19 protein-coding genes are annotated in these 15,685 nt (G+C 61.0%); 11 read left to right on the plus strand and 8 right to left on the minus strand.

Going from position 1 to position 15,685, the window contains the following annotated elements:
* Nucleotides 1-53: 53 nt before the first annotated feature.
* On the plus strand, nucleotides 54-767 hold the full coding sequence (locus D1222_RS14680; RefSeq protein ID WP_147371893.1) for a rhomboid family intramembrane serine protease: 714 nt from the start codon (nucleotides 54-56) through the stop codon (nucleotides 765-767).
* Nucleotides 768-828: 61 nt separating this feature from the next.
* Here the strand turns inward: D1222_RS14680 and D1222_RS14685 are convergent, their stop codons facing one another.
* Together D1222_RS14685 and D1222_RS14690 are read right to left on the minus strand one after the other, a co-directional pair.
* A complete protein-coding gene (locus D1222_RS14685) occupies nucleotides 829-1,776 on the minus strand; it encodes an NUDIX hydrolase (protein WP_119455007.1) in 948 nt (315 codons plus the stop codon).
* Nucleotides 1,776-2,402 carry an HD family hydrolase gene (locus D1222_RS14690; RefSeq protein WP_233348801.1) on the minus strand — a complete coding sequence of 209 codons (627 nt, stop codon included), beginning with the start codon at nucleotides 2,400-2,402 and terminating at the stop codon, nucleotides 1,776-1,778. The genes D1222_RS14685 and D1222_RS14690 overlap by 1 nt, the downstream gene beginning before the upstream one ends.
* 148 nt (nucleotides 2,403-2,550) lie before the next feature.
* Between D1222_RS14690 and D1222_RS15810 the strand changes: the two genes are divergently transcribed.
* Nucleotides 2,551-2,700 carry a hypothetical protein gene (locus tag D1222_RS15810; RefSeq protein ID WP_182482006.1) on the plus strand — a complete coding sequence of 50 codons (150 nt, stop codon included), beginning with the start codon at nucleotides 2,551-2,553 and terminating at the stop codon, nucleotides 2,698-2,700.
* A gap of 85 nt (nucleotides 2,701-2,785) precedes the next feature.
* Here the strand turns inward: D1222_RS15810 and D1222_RS14695 are convergent, their stop codons facing one another.
* The 6 genes from D1222_RS14695 to D1222_RS14720 form a co-directional block, all read right to left on the minus strand.
* Nucleotides 2,786-3,649, minus strand: coding sequence for a pirin family protein (locus D1222_RS14695; protein ID WP_119455193.1), 864 nt, complete (start codon nucleotides 3,647-3,649; stop codon nucleotides 2,786-2,788).
* Between the two features lie 18 nt (nucleotides 3,650-3,667).
* Nucleotides 3,668-4,786 carry a beta-ketoacyl-ACP synthase III gene (locus D1222_RS14700; RefSeq protein WP_119455009.1) on the minus strand — a complete coding sequence of 373 codons (1,119 nt, stop codon included), beginning with the start codon at nucleotides 4,784-4,786 and terminating at the stop codon, nucleotides 3,668-3,670.
* Nucleotides 4,787-4,872: 86 nt separating this feature from the next.
* Nucleotides 4,873-5,097, minus strand: a complete 225-nt coding sequence (locus D1222_RS14705) for a hypothetical protein (protein ID WP_119455010.1) — start codon at nucleotides 5,095-5,097, stop codon at nucleotides 4,873-4,875.
* A complete protein-coding gene (locus tag D1222_RS14710) occupies nucleotides 5,094-5,696 on the minus strand; it encodes a DNA-3-methyladenine glycosylase I (protein ID WP_119455011.1) in 603 nt (200 codons plus the stop codon). Before D1222_RS14710 ends, D1222_RS14705 begins: the two co-directional genes overlap by 4 nt.
* Before the next feature lie 12 nt (nucleotides 5,697-5,708).
* Nucleotides 5,709-6,518, minus strand: a complete 810-nt coding sequence (gene ygfZ / locus D1222_RS14715; RefSeq protein WP_119455012.1) for a CAF17-like 4Fe-4S cluster assembly/insertion protein YgfZ — start codon at nucleotides 6,516-6,518, stop codon at nucleotides 5,709-5,711.
* 97 nt (nucleotides 6,519-6,615) lie between these two features.
* Nucleotides 6,616-7,164, minus strand: a complete 549-nt coding sequence (locus D1222_RS14720; RefSeq protein WP_233348803.1) for a biotin transporter BioY — start codon at nucleotides 7,162-7,164, stop codon at nucleotides 6,616-6,618.
* Nucleotides 7,165-7,338: 174 nt separating this feature from the next.
* Here D1222_RS14720 and D1222_RS14725 point away from each other — a divergent pair, with 174 nt between their 5' ends.
* The 9 genes from D1222_RS14725 to D1222_RS14765 all read left to right on the plus strand — a co-directional run bounded on the left by D1222_RS14725 (nucleotide 7,339) and on the right by D1222_RS14765 (nucleotide 15,678).
* On the plus strand, nucleotides 7,339-7,785 hold the full coding sequence (locus D1222_RS14725) for a hypothetical protein (protein WP_119455013.1): 447 nt from the start codon (nucleotides 7,339-7,341) through the stop codon (nucleotides 7,783-7,785).
* Between the two features lie 102 nt (nucleotides 7,786-7,887).
* Nucleotides 7,888-8,694: an SEL1-like repeat protein gene (locus tag D1222_RS14730; protein ID WP_147371894.1), complete on the plus strand. Its 807-nt coding sequence runs from the start codon at nucleotides 7,888-7,890 to the stop codon at nucleotides 8,692-8,694.
* 394 nt (nucleotides 8,695-9,088) lie between these two features.
* Nucleotides 9,089-10,432, plus strand: coding sequence for a dihydroorotase (locus tag D1222_RS14735; RefSeq protein WP_119455015.1), 1,344 nt, complete (start codon nucleotides 9,089-9,091; stop codon nucleotides 10,430-10,432).
* Between the two features lie 280 nt (nucleotides 10,433-10,712).
* The gene (locus D1222_RS14740; protein WP_119455016.1) at nucleotides 10,713-11,084 is read left to right on the plus strand and encodes an SEL1-like repeat protein; all 372 of its coding nucleotides are present in this window, start codon (nucleotides 10,713-10,715) and stop codon (nucleotides 11,082-11,084) included.
* A 49-nt stretch (nucleotides 11,085-11,133) separates the two neighbouring features.
* A complete protein-coding gene (locus D1222_RS14745; RefSeq protein ID WP_119455017.1) occupies nucleotides 11,134-11,721 on the plus strand; it encodes an HD domain-containing protein in 588 nt (195 codons plus the stop codon).
* Nucleotides 11,722-11,845: 124 nt separating this feature from the next.
* Nucleotides 11,846-13,264, plus strand: coding sequence for a M20/M25/M40 family metallo-hydrolase (locus D1222_RS14750; protein ID WP_182482007.1), 1,419 nt, complete (start codon nucleotides 11,846-11,848; stop codon nucleotides 13,262-13,264).
* A gap of 73 nt (nucleotides 13,265-13,337) precedes the next feature.
* Nucleotides 13,338-14,135, plus strand: a complete 798-nt coding sequence (locus D1222_RS14755) for a hypothetical protein (protein ID WP_119455018.1) — start codon at nucleotides 13,338-13,340, stop codon at nucleotides 14,133-14,135.
* A complete protein-coding gene (locus tag D1222_RS14760; RefSeq protein ID WP_119455019.1) occupies nucleotides 14,132-14,959 on the plus strand; it encodes a hypothetical protein in 828 nt (275 codons plus the stop codon). Before D1222_RS14755 ends, D1222_RS14760 begins: the two co-directional genes overlap by 4 nt.
* Nucleotides 14,956-15,678 carry a hypothetical protein gene (locus D1222_RS14765; RefSeq protein ID WP_119455020.1) on the plus strand — a complete coding sequence of 241 codons (723 nt, stop codon included), beginning with the start codon at nucleotides 14,956-14,958 and terminating at the stop codon, nucleotides 15,676-15,678. Before D1222_RS14760 ends, D1222_RS14765 begins: the two co-directional genes overlap by 4 nt.
* Nucleotides 15,679-15,685 lie beyond the last annotated feature (7 nt).

The raw sequence follows: 15,685 nt of genomic DNA on the forward strand, positions 1-15,685 counted from the left end.
CTGTAACACCTCGCTGCCTTTACCGTGCCGCATTGTGTGTCTTAGATGTCACTGTGCGATATCATACTTCCCCCGAGATGCTGAGCGGCCGCCCCGAGCCGCTTTTCAACAGGCTGCCGCCCGTCGTGCTGATGCTGACGGCGATCATCACGATCGCGTCGACCGTTCAGATCCTGTCGCAATCCCAGCTTTTCCTAGATCGCTGGATCGCGGCCTGGATGTTCGATGCAGGCGCGATTGCTGGTGGGCCTGAGTTTGACGGCGTCTATCGCCCGCTCGGCAACATCGCGCCGCTCATTCTGCACGTCTTCCTGCATGGCGGCATCTTTCACCTGGCGATGAACATGATGGCGCTTGTCGCCTTCGGCCCGCCCGTGGCGATTGCGCTTGGGATTGACCGGAAAGGCGCCTTTGCCTTCCTGCTTTTCTTTGCAGGCTGCGCCATCTCCGGCGCGCTCTTCCAGATCGGGTGGAGTGAGTTCACAGGCCAGTCAGAGCTGGCCATCGGCGCTTCATCGGCGCTTTCAGGCTTCATTCCTGCGGTTGGATGGCTTCGCGGCGGCCTCAAAGGCGCTGTGCGCATTTCCGTGCCCTGGATCGTGATCAACATCGTTATCGCCGTCGTCGGCGAGTTCATGGCCTCGATCATCGGAATCAGGCTTGCCTGGGCGGCTCATATTGGCGGCGTTGCGGGCGGTATCGTGCTCTTCCCGCTCATGCTGGCGGTGTTCAATACGCGCCTCTGGCGGCTGGTAAAGCGTCTCTAAAGCAAGTTCGGAGCAAACGGCATCGTTTGCGAACGGATACTTGCGCCAAGCGAGGACCTTTCTACGGTTCGCGCCGCAGCGCCGGGGCAGCAATGCCGATCGCTGCGCTTTTCCTCACGCGTTCACGCATGAAGCGGTAAAGCTCTGCCGGGCGCCCGCCAGTGCCTGCCTTCATCTCACCCGTGCCGCAGACCAGCCCCGTGCGATCCAGCGCGCGGCGGAAGTTCTGCTTGTGCAGTGACAGGCCGAGTAGGCCTTCGCAGGCGATCTGAAGGTCTGACAGGGTGAAACGGTCAGGCATCAGTTCGAAGACGACCGGCCGGTAGCGGATCTTGCCGCGCAGGCGCTCCATCGCGGTCGCCAGGATACGGCGGTGGTCCGACGCCATCGGCTCCCCTAGGCGGACATCAGGCAGCGGCAGGTCCGCATCGCGCGCGCACTCGATCACGAGGCCTGCCTCATAGAGCAGCTCATAGCGCTCCAGCACGCGGTCCTCGCTCCAATCCTGACCATTGAGGCCGAAGGCGAGGTCGATCCGTGTGCGGCGCGAATCAGAGCCTGCAGCCCAGGTCGCAAGGCGCGGCGCGATTTCGCGGTCGATGAGGTCCGGGCGGCCGGTGCGATGGTCTTCCCATGGGAAATGGCTGTACCAGCCGCGCCACTGTGCCTCGAGCCGGTCCGGCAAGCGCTGCTGGTCCGGTGTCAGGGCAAGATAGCCGACCGATACGACGCGCGCATCTGCCGGGGCATCGGCAAGCGTCGCTTCAGGCGTTTCGCGGTCGCGGTCACCGAAGGTATACAGCTGCTCGACGTAACCAAGGTCAAAGCCGGTCTGCTCCCGCACCCAGCCGCGCAGGGCTATCTCGAAGGTACGGTGGCCTTCCGGGTCGAATGTACCGAATGGCAGGCCGCCAAGCCCGCCATCGCGGCGCGTAACGAGGACGCGCGGCGTGTCGCCGTCGCAGGCGACGATCACGACCGAAAGACCGATGATCAGCGGGATCGCCATCAGGCCGCGCGCTCCATCTCATGCAGCAGTGTCTCATGCCGGGCGACAAAAGCGGCCTGCGCCTTCGTCGGTGCGCAGGGCGCAAGCTCCAACGTAATGCCTTCGGGCGGCTTTCCGAAGAAGCGGTCTGCCTCATCGGTGGAAAAGCCAGCCAGCTGCGTCGCCTCATACCAGGCGCAGATATGATCGGCCCGCTTGATCAGCTTTTTCAGCTTGGCAGGCAGGCGTGCTGGCAGGCCAAAGCGGACATGGATCGCCTCGGTCAGGCGGTTCTCAATATCTTTATAGCCATCGCCAAGCACCGTCTTGAATGGGGAGATCATGTCCCCGATCACATATTCGGCGGCGTCATGGTGCAGCGCCATCAGCCGGTCAGCGGCAGGCAAGGCAGGCTCCAGCTGGCCGCAGATCTGTTCGACGATGACGCTGTGTTCGGCGACGGAAAAGGCATGGTCGCCAAGCGTCTGGCCGTTCCAGCGCGCAACCCTTGCAAGGCCATGCGCAATGTCATCGACTTCGATGTCCACGGGCGAGGGATCAAGCAGGTCCAGCCGCCGGCCGGACAGCATGCGTTGCCAGACGCGGGCTGGCGCTTTCTTCGAGGTTGTTGAGGGGCGGGAACTCATGTCGTCTATGTATACATCTGCCTGACAGGGTAAAGAAAACGCCTCATTTCGCTTACGAACTGCCCCGTTCTTGCCGCGAACTGGTGAGACCTCGTTAAGGCCTCTCCGGCATAAACACACTCAAAGACAACGGCAAAGCCGAGGCGGAGTGATTATGGTGGATATGGTGATGCATGCGGCGGAGAACGCGCTCGCACCGTGGTGGGTACTGGCTGGGGCGGCACTGATCATAACGGTCGAGGCCGCCCGCAGCTGCAAGTCCATTCTCTGGAGTGACCTCGGCGACGACGAGGACTAGAGCGTTTCCGACTTCGCCGGAAACGCGGAAGCGAGCAAGGCGAGCCCGGCGCGAATGCGCCGCCCCCGCTGAAAGCGGAATTGGTCTAGGTGTTGACCGGCTCGCGGTTAAACTTGCCAGCCTGATAGTCGACAATCGCCTGCCTGATTTCAGCTTCAGTATTCATCACGAACGGCCCGTGCGCGACGACGGGCGCCCCGATCGGGTCTGCATGACCGTAAAGAAGATAGCCGCCATCAGGCGCGCTCACTTCAATCGCGTCGCCATCATCACTGAACTCAACCAGTTCGAACTTCTCGGCGCGCGTATCGCCAAGCGAAACCGCGCCCCTCACGACATAGAAGAAAACATTCCGTCCCTTCGGCGCGGGCAGGGTGATCTTGCCTCCTGGCGGCAGGTCGACCATCGACATCATCACGCCGGTCAGTGAAACGACTGGCCCGCTCTTGCCATCGAAGGCGCCAGAGACGAGGTGCAGCTTCGCGCCGCCGTCTGCTTCAATCGACGGGATGTCCGGTGACTGAAGGCCGGTATAGCGGGGCGTCGTCATCTTCAGCTCTGGCGGCAGGTTCACCCAGAGCTGCAGGATTTCCATATCGCCGCCATCCCGCTTGAATTCCGGCGGCGACAGCTCTGCGTGGATGAGGCCAGAGCCTGCGGTCATCCACTGCACCCCGCCTGCATGGATCACGCTTTCATGCCCGCCCGTATCCATATGGGCGAGGCTGCCTTCAAGGATGAAGGTGACCGTCTCGAAGCCGCGATGCGGGTGCGGGCCGAAAGGCAGGCCGTTATTGCCAGCCTTGTAGAGCTGCGGCCCATGATGGTTAAGAAAAAGGAATGGGTCGACCTGGTCCAGCCCCCGGTTCGGCACCGGGCGGCGGGTTATCAGGTCGGAAATATCGTCTCTATGGGCGCTGTGTTTCGCCTTGATCGTGCGTGCTGTCATGGCCCGCATGTAGGGCGGTCAGGCGACCTTTTCCACAAAGACTGTGCCTGCCGAATAGCCCGCGCCGAAAGAGCAGATGAGGCCCTTTTCCCCGGCCTTGAAGTCGGCCGAATGCTTGTGGAAAGCGATGATCGAACCGGCAGAAGACGTGTTGGCGTATTCGTCGAGGACAGTCGGGCTTTCATCCTCACTGGCCTCATGTCCGAGTACCTTGGTCGAGATGAGCCTGTTCATGTTCGCATTGGCCTGGTGGAGCCAGAGCCGCTTCAGCTCGTCCGACTTGAGGTCGAGGCGCGTCAGCTCCGACAGGATCATCTCTGACACCATCGGCACGACTTCCTTGAAGACCTTGCGGCCTTCCTGGATGAAAAGCTTGTCGGCCTTGCCTTCGCCGGACGGGTCCGCCCGGTTCAGGAAGCCAAAGTTGTTGCGGATATTGTTGGAGAACTTGGTCTTGAGATGCGTGCCGAGGATCTTCCAGTGCTGGGCAGGTGCGACCTCTTCGGCTTCAATCAGCACCGCCGTGGCGACATCGCCAAAGATGAAGTGGCTGTCGCGATCGGTCCAGTTGAGGTGGCCGGAGGTAATCTCCGGATTGACCATCAGCACGGACTTCGCATGGCCCGCACGAACAAAGTCAGCGGCCGTCTGGATGCCGAACGTCGCCGATGAACAGGCGACATTCATGTCGAAGGAGAAGCCTTCGATGCCAAGCGCTTCCTGGACTTCAATCGCCATCGCCGGATAGGCGCGCTGCATGTTTGAGGCGGCGCAGATGACGGCGTCCACGTCTTTCGGATCACGGCCAGCGGTTTCGAGCGCCTGTTTGGCGGCTTTCACCGCGATCTCGGCGAGGATCGAAATCTCATCATTGGAGCGTTCGGGGATGTTCGGACGCATGACAGCCGGGTCCACGACGCCGGACTTGTCGACGACATAGCGCGACTTGATGCCGGAGGCCTTCTCGATGAATTCGACATTCGAGTGGGTCTTGGCTTCCAGCGTGCCGGCTTCGATCTCGGCCTTGTTCGCCTCGTTCCAGCGGTCGGCCCAGGCGTTGTAGCTTTCGACCAGTTCAGCATTCGTGACGGTATGCGGCGGCGTCCAGAGACCGGTCGCGGAAATGACGGGTGTCATTGAAATGTCCTCCCTGCGCACGCCCCTCGGTGCGTCAGACTTCTGTTTCAAATGAAATTAGACAGGCTTGCAGGCCGCGTCGACCTTTAAGGTGCGCTCGCGTCCTCGCGCTCTTTCTCTTCACGCTCGCGGCGGCGCTCCTCGCGCCACTGATCCTCGGCGCGTTCGGCCCGGTCGATGCAGTCGAGACGCTCGCGCGCGTCGACGATTTCATCGCACGCACTGCTATTGTCGAGATAGGTGCCGCCATAGTGCTCACAGCCAGCGAGAACCAGAAGCCCCGCCAAAGCTGCGCCAATCTTCGTTCTCATGAGTGTAGCTCCTGTATCTCGCCGTGACGCGGGCAGCGCGTCTCATGATCGTTGACCATACCAACGGCCTGCATGAAGGCATAGACGATAACAGGCCCGCAGAACTTGAATCCGCGCGCCTTCAGCGCCTTGGCGATTTCCTCTGAAAGCGGCGTCTTGGCGGGCACTTCTGTGATCTCGCGCAGCTGGTTCACAATCGGCGCGCCGCCCGTAAAGCTCCAGAGCCATTCAGAAAAGTCCTCGCCCTTTTCCTGCATATCAAGGAAAGCGCGGGCATTGCCGATCGTCGCCTTGATCTTGGCCGGGCTGCGGATAATGCCCGGATTGCTCAAGGCTTTTTCGATGCGCTCCTGATCCCACATCGCGATCTGTTCGGGAATGAAGCTGTCGAACTCCTCGCGGATGGCGTCACGCTTTCGAAGGATGGTGATCCAGGATAGCCCCGCCTGCATGCCGTCGAGCTGCAGCTTCTCCCACAGGGCGCGCGGGTCGTACTCTGGCACGCCCCATTCGTGGTCATGATAGGCGCGGTAGAGCGCGTCTTCGGCCGGCGCCCAGCGGCAGGGCAGGGTCTCGTCGGATGAGAGATTCATGCCCATGCAGTGCGTCTCCTAGTCTGTCTCGTTCTCGGCGAGGACGGCGGCGAGCTCTTCCTTTAGCCAGTCCGGCCCGAGGATACTCACCGGATTTCCTTCGACCGTCAGTGTATCGCCAGCCTTTGCGAGACGGTCAACGCGAACCGTGGCGAGCGCTTTGCCAGAGGTCGAACTGCTGATCTCACCCACGGGCGTCTCACCCTCAAGGCTTTGACCTTTCTGGAGATTTTCACCCTGAATGATGATGGTGCGCTTGCGCAGCTTGCCGCGCCTGTGCATGCGCGAGACGACTTCCTGGCCGACAAAGCAGCCCTTTTTGAGGTCCACGCCGCCCTGCCGGTCCATGTTGATTTCCCATGGAAAGACTTCGCCGCCCTGAAAGTCGCGGCCCCATTCAGCGACGCCTGCCGGAATGCGGATGGCGTCCCAGTCCTCGTCGCTAATCGCTGGTGCTGAGCCGTCTTCAACAAAGGACCGTTTCGGAAGCTCTGGCGAGCGGGGGTCGGCAGTGCCCTCATCGCCAATGGCGACGGCTTGTTTGCCATCGACATTGATCTCGACCTTGGCGCGAAGGCGGAACATCTGCAGGCGTTTGGAGAGGTCACCAACCGCGTGGGTCGCGACGTCGAGAAGCGCGCCAGCCTCTGTGCGGTGGGCAATGAAATCGGCGATGACCTTGCCCTGCGGCGTCAGGAGGGCGCCATAACGCGCCTCGCCCGTCGCCCAGTCATGCGTGTTGTTCGTGACGAGGCGTTCGAGCAGGGCGATCGTGTCGGGACCGTCCAGAACGAGCACGGATCTGTCGGAAAGAATCTTTGTGTCCATGCCCGCAGATTTAGGGTTTCCGACCGTATCCGCCAGCCCCGTCCCCGCATTTGCACGGTGCAGTGACGGTGTACTGGCGGTGTATGGGCGGTGTTTTCTAGCCGCGCTGGCGGTAGCGGCCCGGAATAGCTGCGATAATCGCGGCCGCGAGCGCCGATTTGATCACCGCGCCGACAAGGAATGGCGCGACGCCTGCGAGGAAGGCCGCCTCTGCGCCAACCAGCGTCGAAAGCCATGCCCAGCCCGCGAGAAGGATCACGCCATGCAGGCCAAGAAAGCTCGCAAAGCGGCTGACATGACCGCGCGCGATCGTGCGGGCAGCGACACCCGCAAGATAACCTGCAACCGGGAAGGCGAGGAGGAAACCGGCCGTCGGGCCTGTGAAGGCCAGCAGCCCGGCCTTGCCACCAGAGAGAACGGGCAGGCCAAATGCGGCGAGCGCCAGCCAGGAGACGATCATCGCAAGACCCAAGCGCGGACCGGCCAGCGTGCCGACCAGAAGCACGGCCAGCGTCTGCATGGTGACAGGCACCGGCACCATGGGCACGGCGACATAGGAAGACGCCGTCAGGACACCGACCCCGGCGAGGAGAAGGGCGATCTGGCGGGTTGGGGCGAGGCGGTGTGTCATCGATGTGGTCTGCATGGGGGAGGCACGCTCATAGTTGTATTCATTATCGTTGGGCCGGGTGTGCGCCGGTGCGGCGGCGGGGTCAAGGCGGCGCCGGGACTTGCAAGCGGGGGCAGGGCAGCAAAGACTGGGCCTTCGACCTGCTGGCGATTCGCTTTGGAGCAGGTGAGCCTGAGGGAGCCCACGCCTTTGACGCCGAGAACTGTTCTCCTTCCGCTCGCGCTGCTGCTTTTTGCGTCTGGCTGCCAGGGCTACAAGACGCGCGGGGCGTGCGATGATGATGTCGATCGCCTGCAGGGCGCGATCCGCGATACGACGACCTATCTCGACGCGCTTCGCCCGGAGCTACGCGCAGGCTTTGCGGAGCTACACGATTGTGACCGGATCAGTGAAGGCTGCGACGCCGAGACATGGCTGCTGCGGGCCCAGAACATGCAGCGCGCGCACCAGGATGTGCGCACCCGCTTTGCCCGCGCGGTCGAGCTCTGGTCGCCGGACGCCTGCGTGCCGCACCTGCAGAACTACACCCTCAGCCCGCCAGACCCGGCCACCTGGCGCGGCTATTTCTTCACCCTCGACGAGACCGGCGACCAGATCGATGAACTCGTCGACCGGTTTGAGCGCCGGGTGGGGTAGGGCGGCGTTGCAGTATTTATTTCCACACCCGGTTCTATCGAGTTTAGGTTGATCTGCTACGAGCAGAACTACTCTCCTTCCTGAGAGCAATCGGGAGCCTTAATGAAACGATTGATTATCCTCGCGGTGCTGGCATTCGCGTCGCTGTTTTTGACTGCGCAGGCAAAGGCGTCGCCATATGGGCCACCTTGCGAGGCCGAGGACTACAACGCTTGTTACGCCGCAAAAATCTTGCGGTTCAAAAGCGACTTCGGTGTCCTTTCGCCGGAGCGCCCATTCGATTTGTTCAGTCAGGCGTGTGAGCGGAACGATGCAGATGGTTGCTTTGGACTGGGGACAATGCTGCGCCGGGACTTTAGCAATGACAATTCGGATGCAAGCCTTCCCGAGAATGTTGAGGCTGTAACGCCTCTCGACCGAGATGCGGGACTTAGAGCTTACGAAAAGGCATGTGAACTGAACTCGGCGATGGGCTGCGCGACCTATGGTGTCGAGTTGCTTGAAGACGCAGGTGGTGATTTCGAGGCGGCAACGCCTATTATCCAATCTAGCTTTTTGAGCGTCCTTAAGCGGTCTTGCCTGCTGGGCTGGTCGACGAGTTGTGAGACCTATCTCGATCAGGTCAGGCTTGTGAACACGGATGGCGAATGGCCATCGTCTTTCGCGTCGCTCTATGACGATGAGTTCGATGTGGCGATGCAGCTGTGTGGGCCTGATGACCGTATGGCTTGTCACCAGGCGGCTGTTGCGAAGCTTATGAAGGCATTTGAGCCGGAAGGCACCGATGCAGAAGGATATCAGGGCGCGCGGTTGCTCGTGGAAACGTGCGAGAATGGCTACGCTGAAAGCTGCGAACTCTGTACGAGGCTAGAGGACACTTGTGATCCTGAAACCTGGCCTGAGAATTAGGACTGGCAGATGGGACATTGATGACCGCGCTATTTTGGACCCCTGTCTTCACAGGGGTCTGCGGTAGTAGGTTTTTCGCCAGTTTTTATATGAGCCGTCACTCTCGATGAGCGTCAGCTCATCTGAGACTCCATCTCCGGTGTTCTGAACAGTGCGGTCACCTTGACGGCGGTCGCTGGACCCTCAGACCGCCTTTGGCGGTCGAGGGTGACGCAGGATGGGGACGGTGTGGTTTGTTTGGCAGTGTGGTGCGTAGGCTCGTCCTTCGACTTCGCTCAGGATGAGCCTTTTCTGACGTTTGAAGGATAGCTCGCCCTGAGCGAAGTCGAAGGGCTAGCGGGCGGCCTGATCCCGGCCTCGTGACTCAGGCGGCCAAGAAGCGCATAACGCCCCCATGACCGAGACCTATGATCTGATCCTGAAGAACGGCACCGTTGTTTCGCCTGGCGACGAAGAACATGTCGATGTGGCTGTGCGCGGCGGCAAGATTGTCGCGATTGGCAAGTTTGATAGCGCGCAGGCTGGCGAGACCTATGACGCGACAGGGCTTCACATCCTGCCGGGTGTGATCGATAGCCAGGTCCACTTCCGCGAGCCGGGCCTGGAATACAAGGCAGACCTTGAGACCGAAGCGCGCTCTGCGGCGCTTGGCGGTGTGACGGCGGTGTTCGAAATGCCGAACACGAACCCGTCGACCACGACGCCGGAGATGCTGACCGACAAGCTGAACCGCGCCAAGGGGCGCATGGATGTCGACCATGCCTTCTATGCGGGCGCGACGCACGAGAATACCGGTCTCCTCGGCGAGATGGAGCGCATGCAGGGCTGCTGCGGGGTCAAGGTTTTCATGGGCTCATCGACTGGCGACCTGCTGGTGCATGATGACGAGGGTGTCGAGGCGGTGCTGCGCGCAATCAAGCGCCGGGCGGCTTTCCACTCTGAGGACGAGTACCGTCTTGCAGACAGGCAGAAGCTTGCTGTGCAGGGCGACTGGCAGAGCCATATCGTGGTGCGCGATGTCGAGGCGGCCGTGAGCTCCACCCGGCGGCTGCTGCGCCTTGCGCGCAAGACTGGCAAGCGCATCCATGTGCTGCATATCTCGACGGCTGAAGAAATGGAGCTCTTGCGCGATGCCAAGGATGTGGCGTCGGTCGAAGTGCTTCCGAACCATCTGACGCTGGCAGCCCCTGATTGCTATGACCGCCTGAAAGGCTTTGCCCAGCAGAACCCGCCCATCCGCGAGCAGCGTCATCAGGATGCCCTGTGGCGGGCGCTGAATGCAGGCATCGTTGACGTAGTCGCAACTGACCACGCCCCGCATGCGCGCGAAGAGAAGCTGCGGCCTTATCCGGCTTCGCCATCGGGCACGCCGGGTGTGCAGACCTTTGTGCCGATCATGCTGACGCATGTGAATAATGGAAAGCTGACACTGCGCCGTTTCGTGGAGCTGACCTCTGCTGGCCCGCAGCGGGTCTTCGGTATCGCGAACAAGGGTCGGATCGCCGAAGGCTATGACGCGGACTTCACTGTCGTGGACCTGAAGCGCAAGGAAACGATCACCGAGGAATGGACCAAGGCCAAGTGCGGCTGGACGCCCTATGACGGCTTCGAAGCCACTGGCTGGCCGGTCGCGACCATCATTCGCGGCCAGTTCGTCATGCGTGATGGAGAGATCACCCAGAAAGGCGGCGGCAAACCGGTCAAGTTCAATGAGACGCTGGAGCCGGAGGCGGTCTAGTCTCGCTCAACCGAGCTCTGCATTGACGGCTACAGGGACGTAGCCGATTACAAATTTAATCAATTGAAATCATTCAGGTGGGGACCCGATGATCAAACCTCTATTTGCTTGCGCGCTTTTTGGGCTGTTGTCTGCCACGGGCGGACCAGCTGGGGCGCAATCTTCGGGGGTCGAGCAATCAACTTGTACGACGCTGCAAGCGTGTTACGGGCTAGGTGGTCAGGCGTTCAATGCGCGAGATTACTCTGCAGCCGTGCCTCCTTTTGCGAAGGGGTGCGAGATGGGGCACGGCCAATCGTGCTTCTACGCGGGCGAGGCGTCGAAGAATGCAGGCGATCGCCCCGCCGCGCGCAATTTCTACAGACTAGCCTGCGAGCGGATGTGGGAGGCGGGTTGTCTGTCATATTCCCGATCGCTGCTCGACGAGCGCGGTGGGCCGGTGGATCACAAGAAGGCGATCGAACAGTTGACAGACGCCTGCAATGAGCCCGGCGCCAATCAGGCCGGTGCGTGCCAGACACTGGCATCTGCCTATTCAGTCGGCGAATATGGTCTGCCGCTCGACAATGCTAAGGCGAAAGCCATTGCTGAAAAAAGTTGCGACCTTGGTGATGGCTTTGGATGCCTGCTCGCGGCGCAGTACGAGGATTGAGGGAGCCAGGACGGAGGCTTCGTTCTGAAAGGCTAGCCCTGCAACGATTATGAGCATTCCAACGGAACTGATCGACGGCCTCAAAGCCCGGTACGCTGAGCCGCAGCGCCACTATCACACATGGGGTCATATCGAGGCGCTCAAACGTCATTTTGATAGTCTGAAGGCGCATTGGCACCGGCCTGAGCCCGTGCTCTGGGCGCTTTACTGGCATGATGCGATCTATGATCCGACGCGGCCCGACAATGAGGAGCTGAGTGCGCAGCTGCTCGAGGACGAGGGGGCTTCGCATCTGGAAGCCGCAGACCTCGCCTTTGCGGCCGAGATCATCCGTGCGACGGCAAAGCATGACGTGCCAGATGGTCTCAGCGATGACGACCGCGCAGACCTCGCGCTTTTCCTCGATATCGACCTTTCCATTCTGGGCGCGCCGGAACCGGTCTTTGACCAGTATGAAGTGAATGTCCGGAGGGAATACGCCTTCGTGCCGGAAGAGGTTTTCCGGGCGGGCCGCGCGAAAGTGCTGAAGAGCTTTGCTGACCGTCCGGCCATCTATTTCACAGAAGAGGGCCGCAGCCGCTGGGACGCGCAGGCCCGTGGGAATCTTTCTAGGTCGCTCGCGCAGCTGGCAGGCTGAGCGCCGGGAAGCGCCGCAGTCCGGTTCGGGTCGAAAATCTATAGCTGACAGGCGTCGTCATCTGACTATGGTCTCGCGAGTCGGCCCGCCGTTTCGCGGTCATTTGAATTACGGAGTTTGCCCCATGTCATTCAGGATTTCACTACTCGCTGCGGCTGCTGCCGTTTCGATCGCGCCGATCGCCAGTGGCCAGGAGCGTACCGAGTTCGAGCAGCAGGCACGGGAAATCTATCGCAATGTCGTCGAAGTGCGCTCTGCGCGCGGGCATGAGAATGTGCCGAAGATCGTCGACTATGTGGTCGGTGAGCTGAAAGCGGCGGGCTTCTCGGACGACGACATTGAAGTCACCGATTATGACAATGATGGCGAGGCGACGCAGGGCCTCGTCGTCTGGTACCGCTCACCTGATCCGCAGGACAAGCCGATCGCGCTTCTGGCGCATATGGATGTCGTTGACGCACTGGCCGAGGACTGGGTGCGCGAGCCTTACACGCTGATCGAGGAAGAAGGGTATTTCTTCGGGCGCGGGACGGCGGACAACAAATATGGCGTGACCAGCCTGGTCGCGACCTTCATCCGCCTCAAGGAAGAGGGTTTCGAGCCGACGCGTGACCTCGTCATGGTGCTGTCCGGCGATGAAGAAACCGGCATGGTGTCGACGCGGGCGCAGGCCAACTGGGTGGCTGAAGAGGTCGACCCGGCCTTCGTGCTGAACGCTGATGCGGGCGGGCTGTCGCTTGGCCCGGATGGAGAGCCGCTCGACTATGGCGTGCAGGGCGCAGAGAAGACCTATGCGACCTTTGAGCTGACCGTCACCAATCCGGGCGGGCACTCTTCTGCGCCGCGCGCCGACAATGCGATCTATGAGCTTGCCGATGCGCTAAAGAAGATCGAGGCTTACAAGTTCCCGGTCCGCTATAACGATCTGACGCTGGCCTCGATTGAGGCGGCTGGCCGCAAACGGCTAGACCAGCTTGGCAACGCCCAGCGTGCCTTTGCCGCCGACCCGACCGATGAGGACGCGATCGAGGTGCTGCGGGCCAACCCGGCGACGGTCGGCCAGATCGGCACGACCTGTATCGCCACCATGCTGCGCGCGGGTCATGCAGAGAATGCACTGCCACAGTCTGCGACCGCGACCGTCAATTGCCGGATCTTTCCGGGTGTCGGCATTGAGGCGACCGAAGCCACGCTGAAAGACGTGGTCGCCAATGAGGACGTGCAGTTCAAACTCATCTCGGACCTCGTCGAGAGCCCTGAGTCCGGCATGCGCGACGATGTACTGGCGGCGGTCCAGACGGCGCTTGAGGCTCGCGGCGTCACTGATGTGGAGATCATTCCGCACATGTCGGCAGGCGGCACGGACGGCATGCACTACCGCAACCTCGGCTATGACACCTATGGCGTCGGCGGGGCGGCCGCCAAGCAGAACGACACGTTCGCGCATGGCCTCAATGAGCGGCTGCTGGTCTCCAGCTTTTATGACGGTCTCGACCACTTCTACGTGATCCTGAAAGAACTGGCTGGACCGCAGGAAGGCTGATCCCGGCCGGCCGCCGCGCCAGTAGCTTTTTTGGCCTGTCCCGCTAAGGTTCATCCTTGGGGGGACAGGTGCCATGATTTTGCGGCGGCTTTCGCGCTATGTTGCCGAGCAGAACTGGATTGCAGTCGCGATCGAGTTCGTTCTCATCGTGCTCGGTATCTATCTTGGCTTGTGGCTCGGCAATCTGAATGAAGACCAGCAGGACCGTGAGCTTTACGGCGAAGCCTTCGGCCGCGTGATTGTCGAGCTGGAAAACAATCTGGCGGGGATCGAGGCCGAACAGGAGACGATCCGCGAACATCTGCCTGTCGTGCAACTGGCGCTGGGCGACTTGCGGGCCTGCCGCACGGGCCCGGCGGCGGAAGCGAATGTGCAGGCTGCCCTCGCGCCAATTGAGTGGGATATCGAGTTCATCCTCGATACGCATGCGCTAGATCAGCTGATCGCGAATGAAGCGTTCCTGCCTTACCAGGACGCCGACACGCGTGAGACCCTCATGTCGCTGATCAGCTATATCGATCAGTTGCAGCGCTATTCGATCGAGATGAATGACAAGCTGCAGAGCGACCCGCTCAGCACGCTGCACATCGCAGCGCCCGGTGAGCTTAGCTATGCAAGCCCTGATGAGCTTATCGCTGAGCTCGAAAGCGGCGACGTGGCTGGCTCATCGATCTGGCGCGAGACAGAGCTGATCGTGCCATTGGAGGAAGCCTGCCAGGACAAGGCCTTCCTGATGGAATTCTACGCCTGGGAGGTGTCCGCCTACTGGCACGCGGCAGCGGCCCACAGCCTTGCAGAGACGATCCGCGAGGGGCTGGCAACCCTTCGAGATGGGAGGACTGGCGCAGAAACCGAAGGAGCCGCGCAATGATCCTGCGGCGCCTCTCCCAATCCATTCGCAAGCAGGACTGGTTCACGGTTTTTGTTGAGACCATGATCGTGGTGCTGGGTGTATTCATCGGTCTGCAGGTCAATAACTGGAACGCTGAACGCCAGCGCCAGGCGAGCGAGCGCGACTATCTGGAGAGGCTGCACCGCGATGTCGTGGAGCTGACGCAGCGGCGCGCGACTTATGCTGAAGGTCGGCCGGTCATTCTGCGGGCGCTGGAGCTTCTGACGGAGTTCGTCAATGGAGAGCGCGAAGACCTCAGTGCTGCAAAAGAATATGTCCGCAGCGCTGTGCCCGCCCAGAGGGACACGTCGGACGAAGAGCTCGACTCACGCTTCTGCGGACTTATGGACGGATCATCCTATCTGACGCCTCCCCCGTCGGAGCTGCCCACGGCGACTGAACTTGTCTCGGCCGGTCGCATCGACATGATCACGTCGGACAAGGTGAAGCTCGCGCTGCTTTCCTATCTGCAGCAGGTCGAGAGATCGCAGGAATTCATTGAAGTAAGCCAATTGGGGGTTATCGAGCTTTCCGCTGCTTTCCCGGACCTCTTTCGCATTCGCTATGTCATGGGCGTCGACTATTCCCAGGGCGCCGAAAGCCACCCGGTTTATGACTGCGACTATGAGGCAATGGCGCAGAACAATGCTTTCCTGAACGCACTCAATCGGAACCGGGCCCAATATCATGGCTATGTCGGGCGCGCCGTTCAGCCTGCAAGTGATAGGCTAGCGGAGTTACATGCTGCCATCGACGAAGCGATCGGGATTGAGCATGAGGGCGATACGGAGACGGCAGAATGATCCTTCAGCGTCTCGCCACATCGATCCGCAAGCAGGACTGGTTCACGGTGGTGATAGAGACGCTGATCGTGGTGTTCGGCGTGTATCTCGGTATCCAGCTTGGCAACTGGAATGGCGCGCGGGCGGACCGCGCGGAAGGGGAACGTCTTGTCGGGCAGCTTTACGAGGAGCTGACGACCTCTCTGGATACGGGCGCAGTGTGCATTGAGCGCGCAGAGGCAGTCTTCGAGCGGGCGCGGGACGTGTATGAGATGCTACGTCAGGGCGAGGCGGGGGATGGCGGCGATGCAGCGTTCCGCGAAGAGTTTCTGCAGATTGGTCCGTGGACGGACCTTTGCGTTATCCGGTCAACGCTCGACGAATTGCATGCCGGCCGCATCGCACTCGTCGATGATGAGGGGCTGAAGCAGCAGATCCTGCACTTTCGCGATACGATGGATGGATATGAGACGAGTATCAACAATCTTGGCGCTTCCTACATGACGACGCTCGAGGTCATGTTCTCTGAGGTCGACTTTGACTGGAGCGGCGGCAGGCGGGCGCTGACGACACCTTTCGACGAGTTGGCGAACAATGTCGTGTTCATGCGCAATCTGGAATCGGCGGCGTTTCTGCTGTCGCAGATCCACCGCTATCACCTCATGTTCGAGGACGATCTCCTTGGCATGCATGAGGAGCTCGCCGTCTATCTGGGCGAAGAGATTGAGGCGGCGCCCTGACGGGCGG

Source organism: Henriciella algicola, assembly GCF_003576245.1.
GTDB lineage: Bacteria > Pseudomonadota > Alphaproteobacteria > Caulobacterales > Hyphomonadaceae > Henriciella > Henriciella algicola.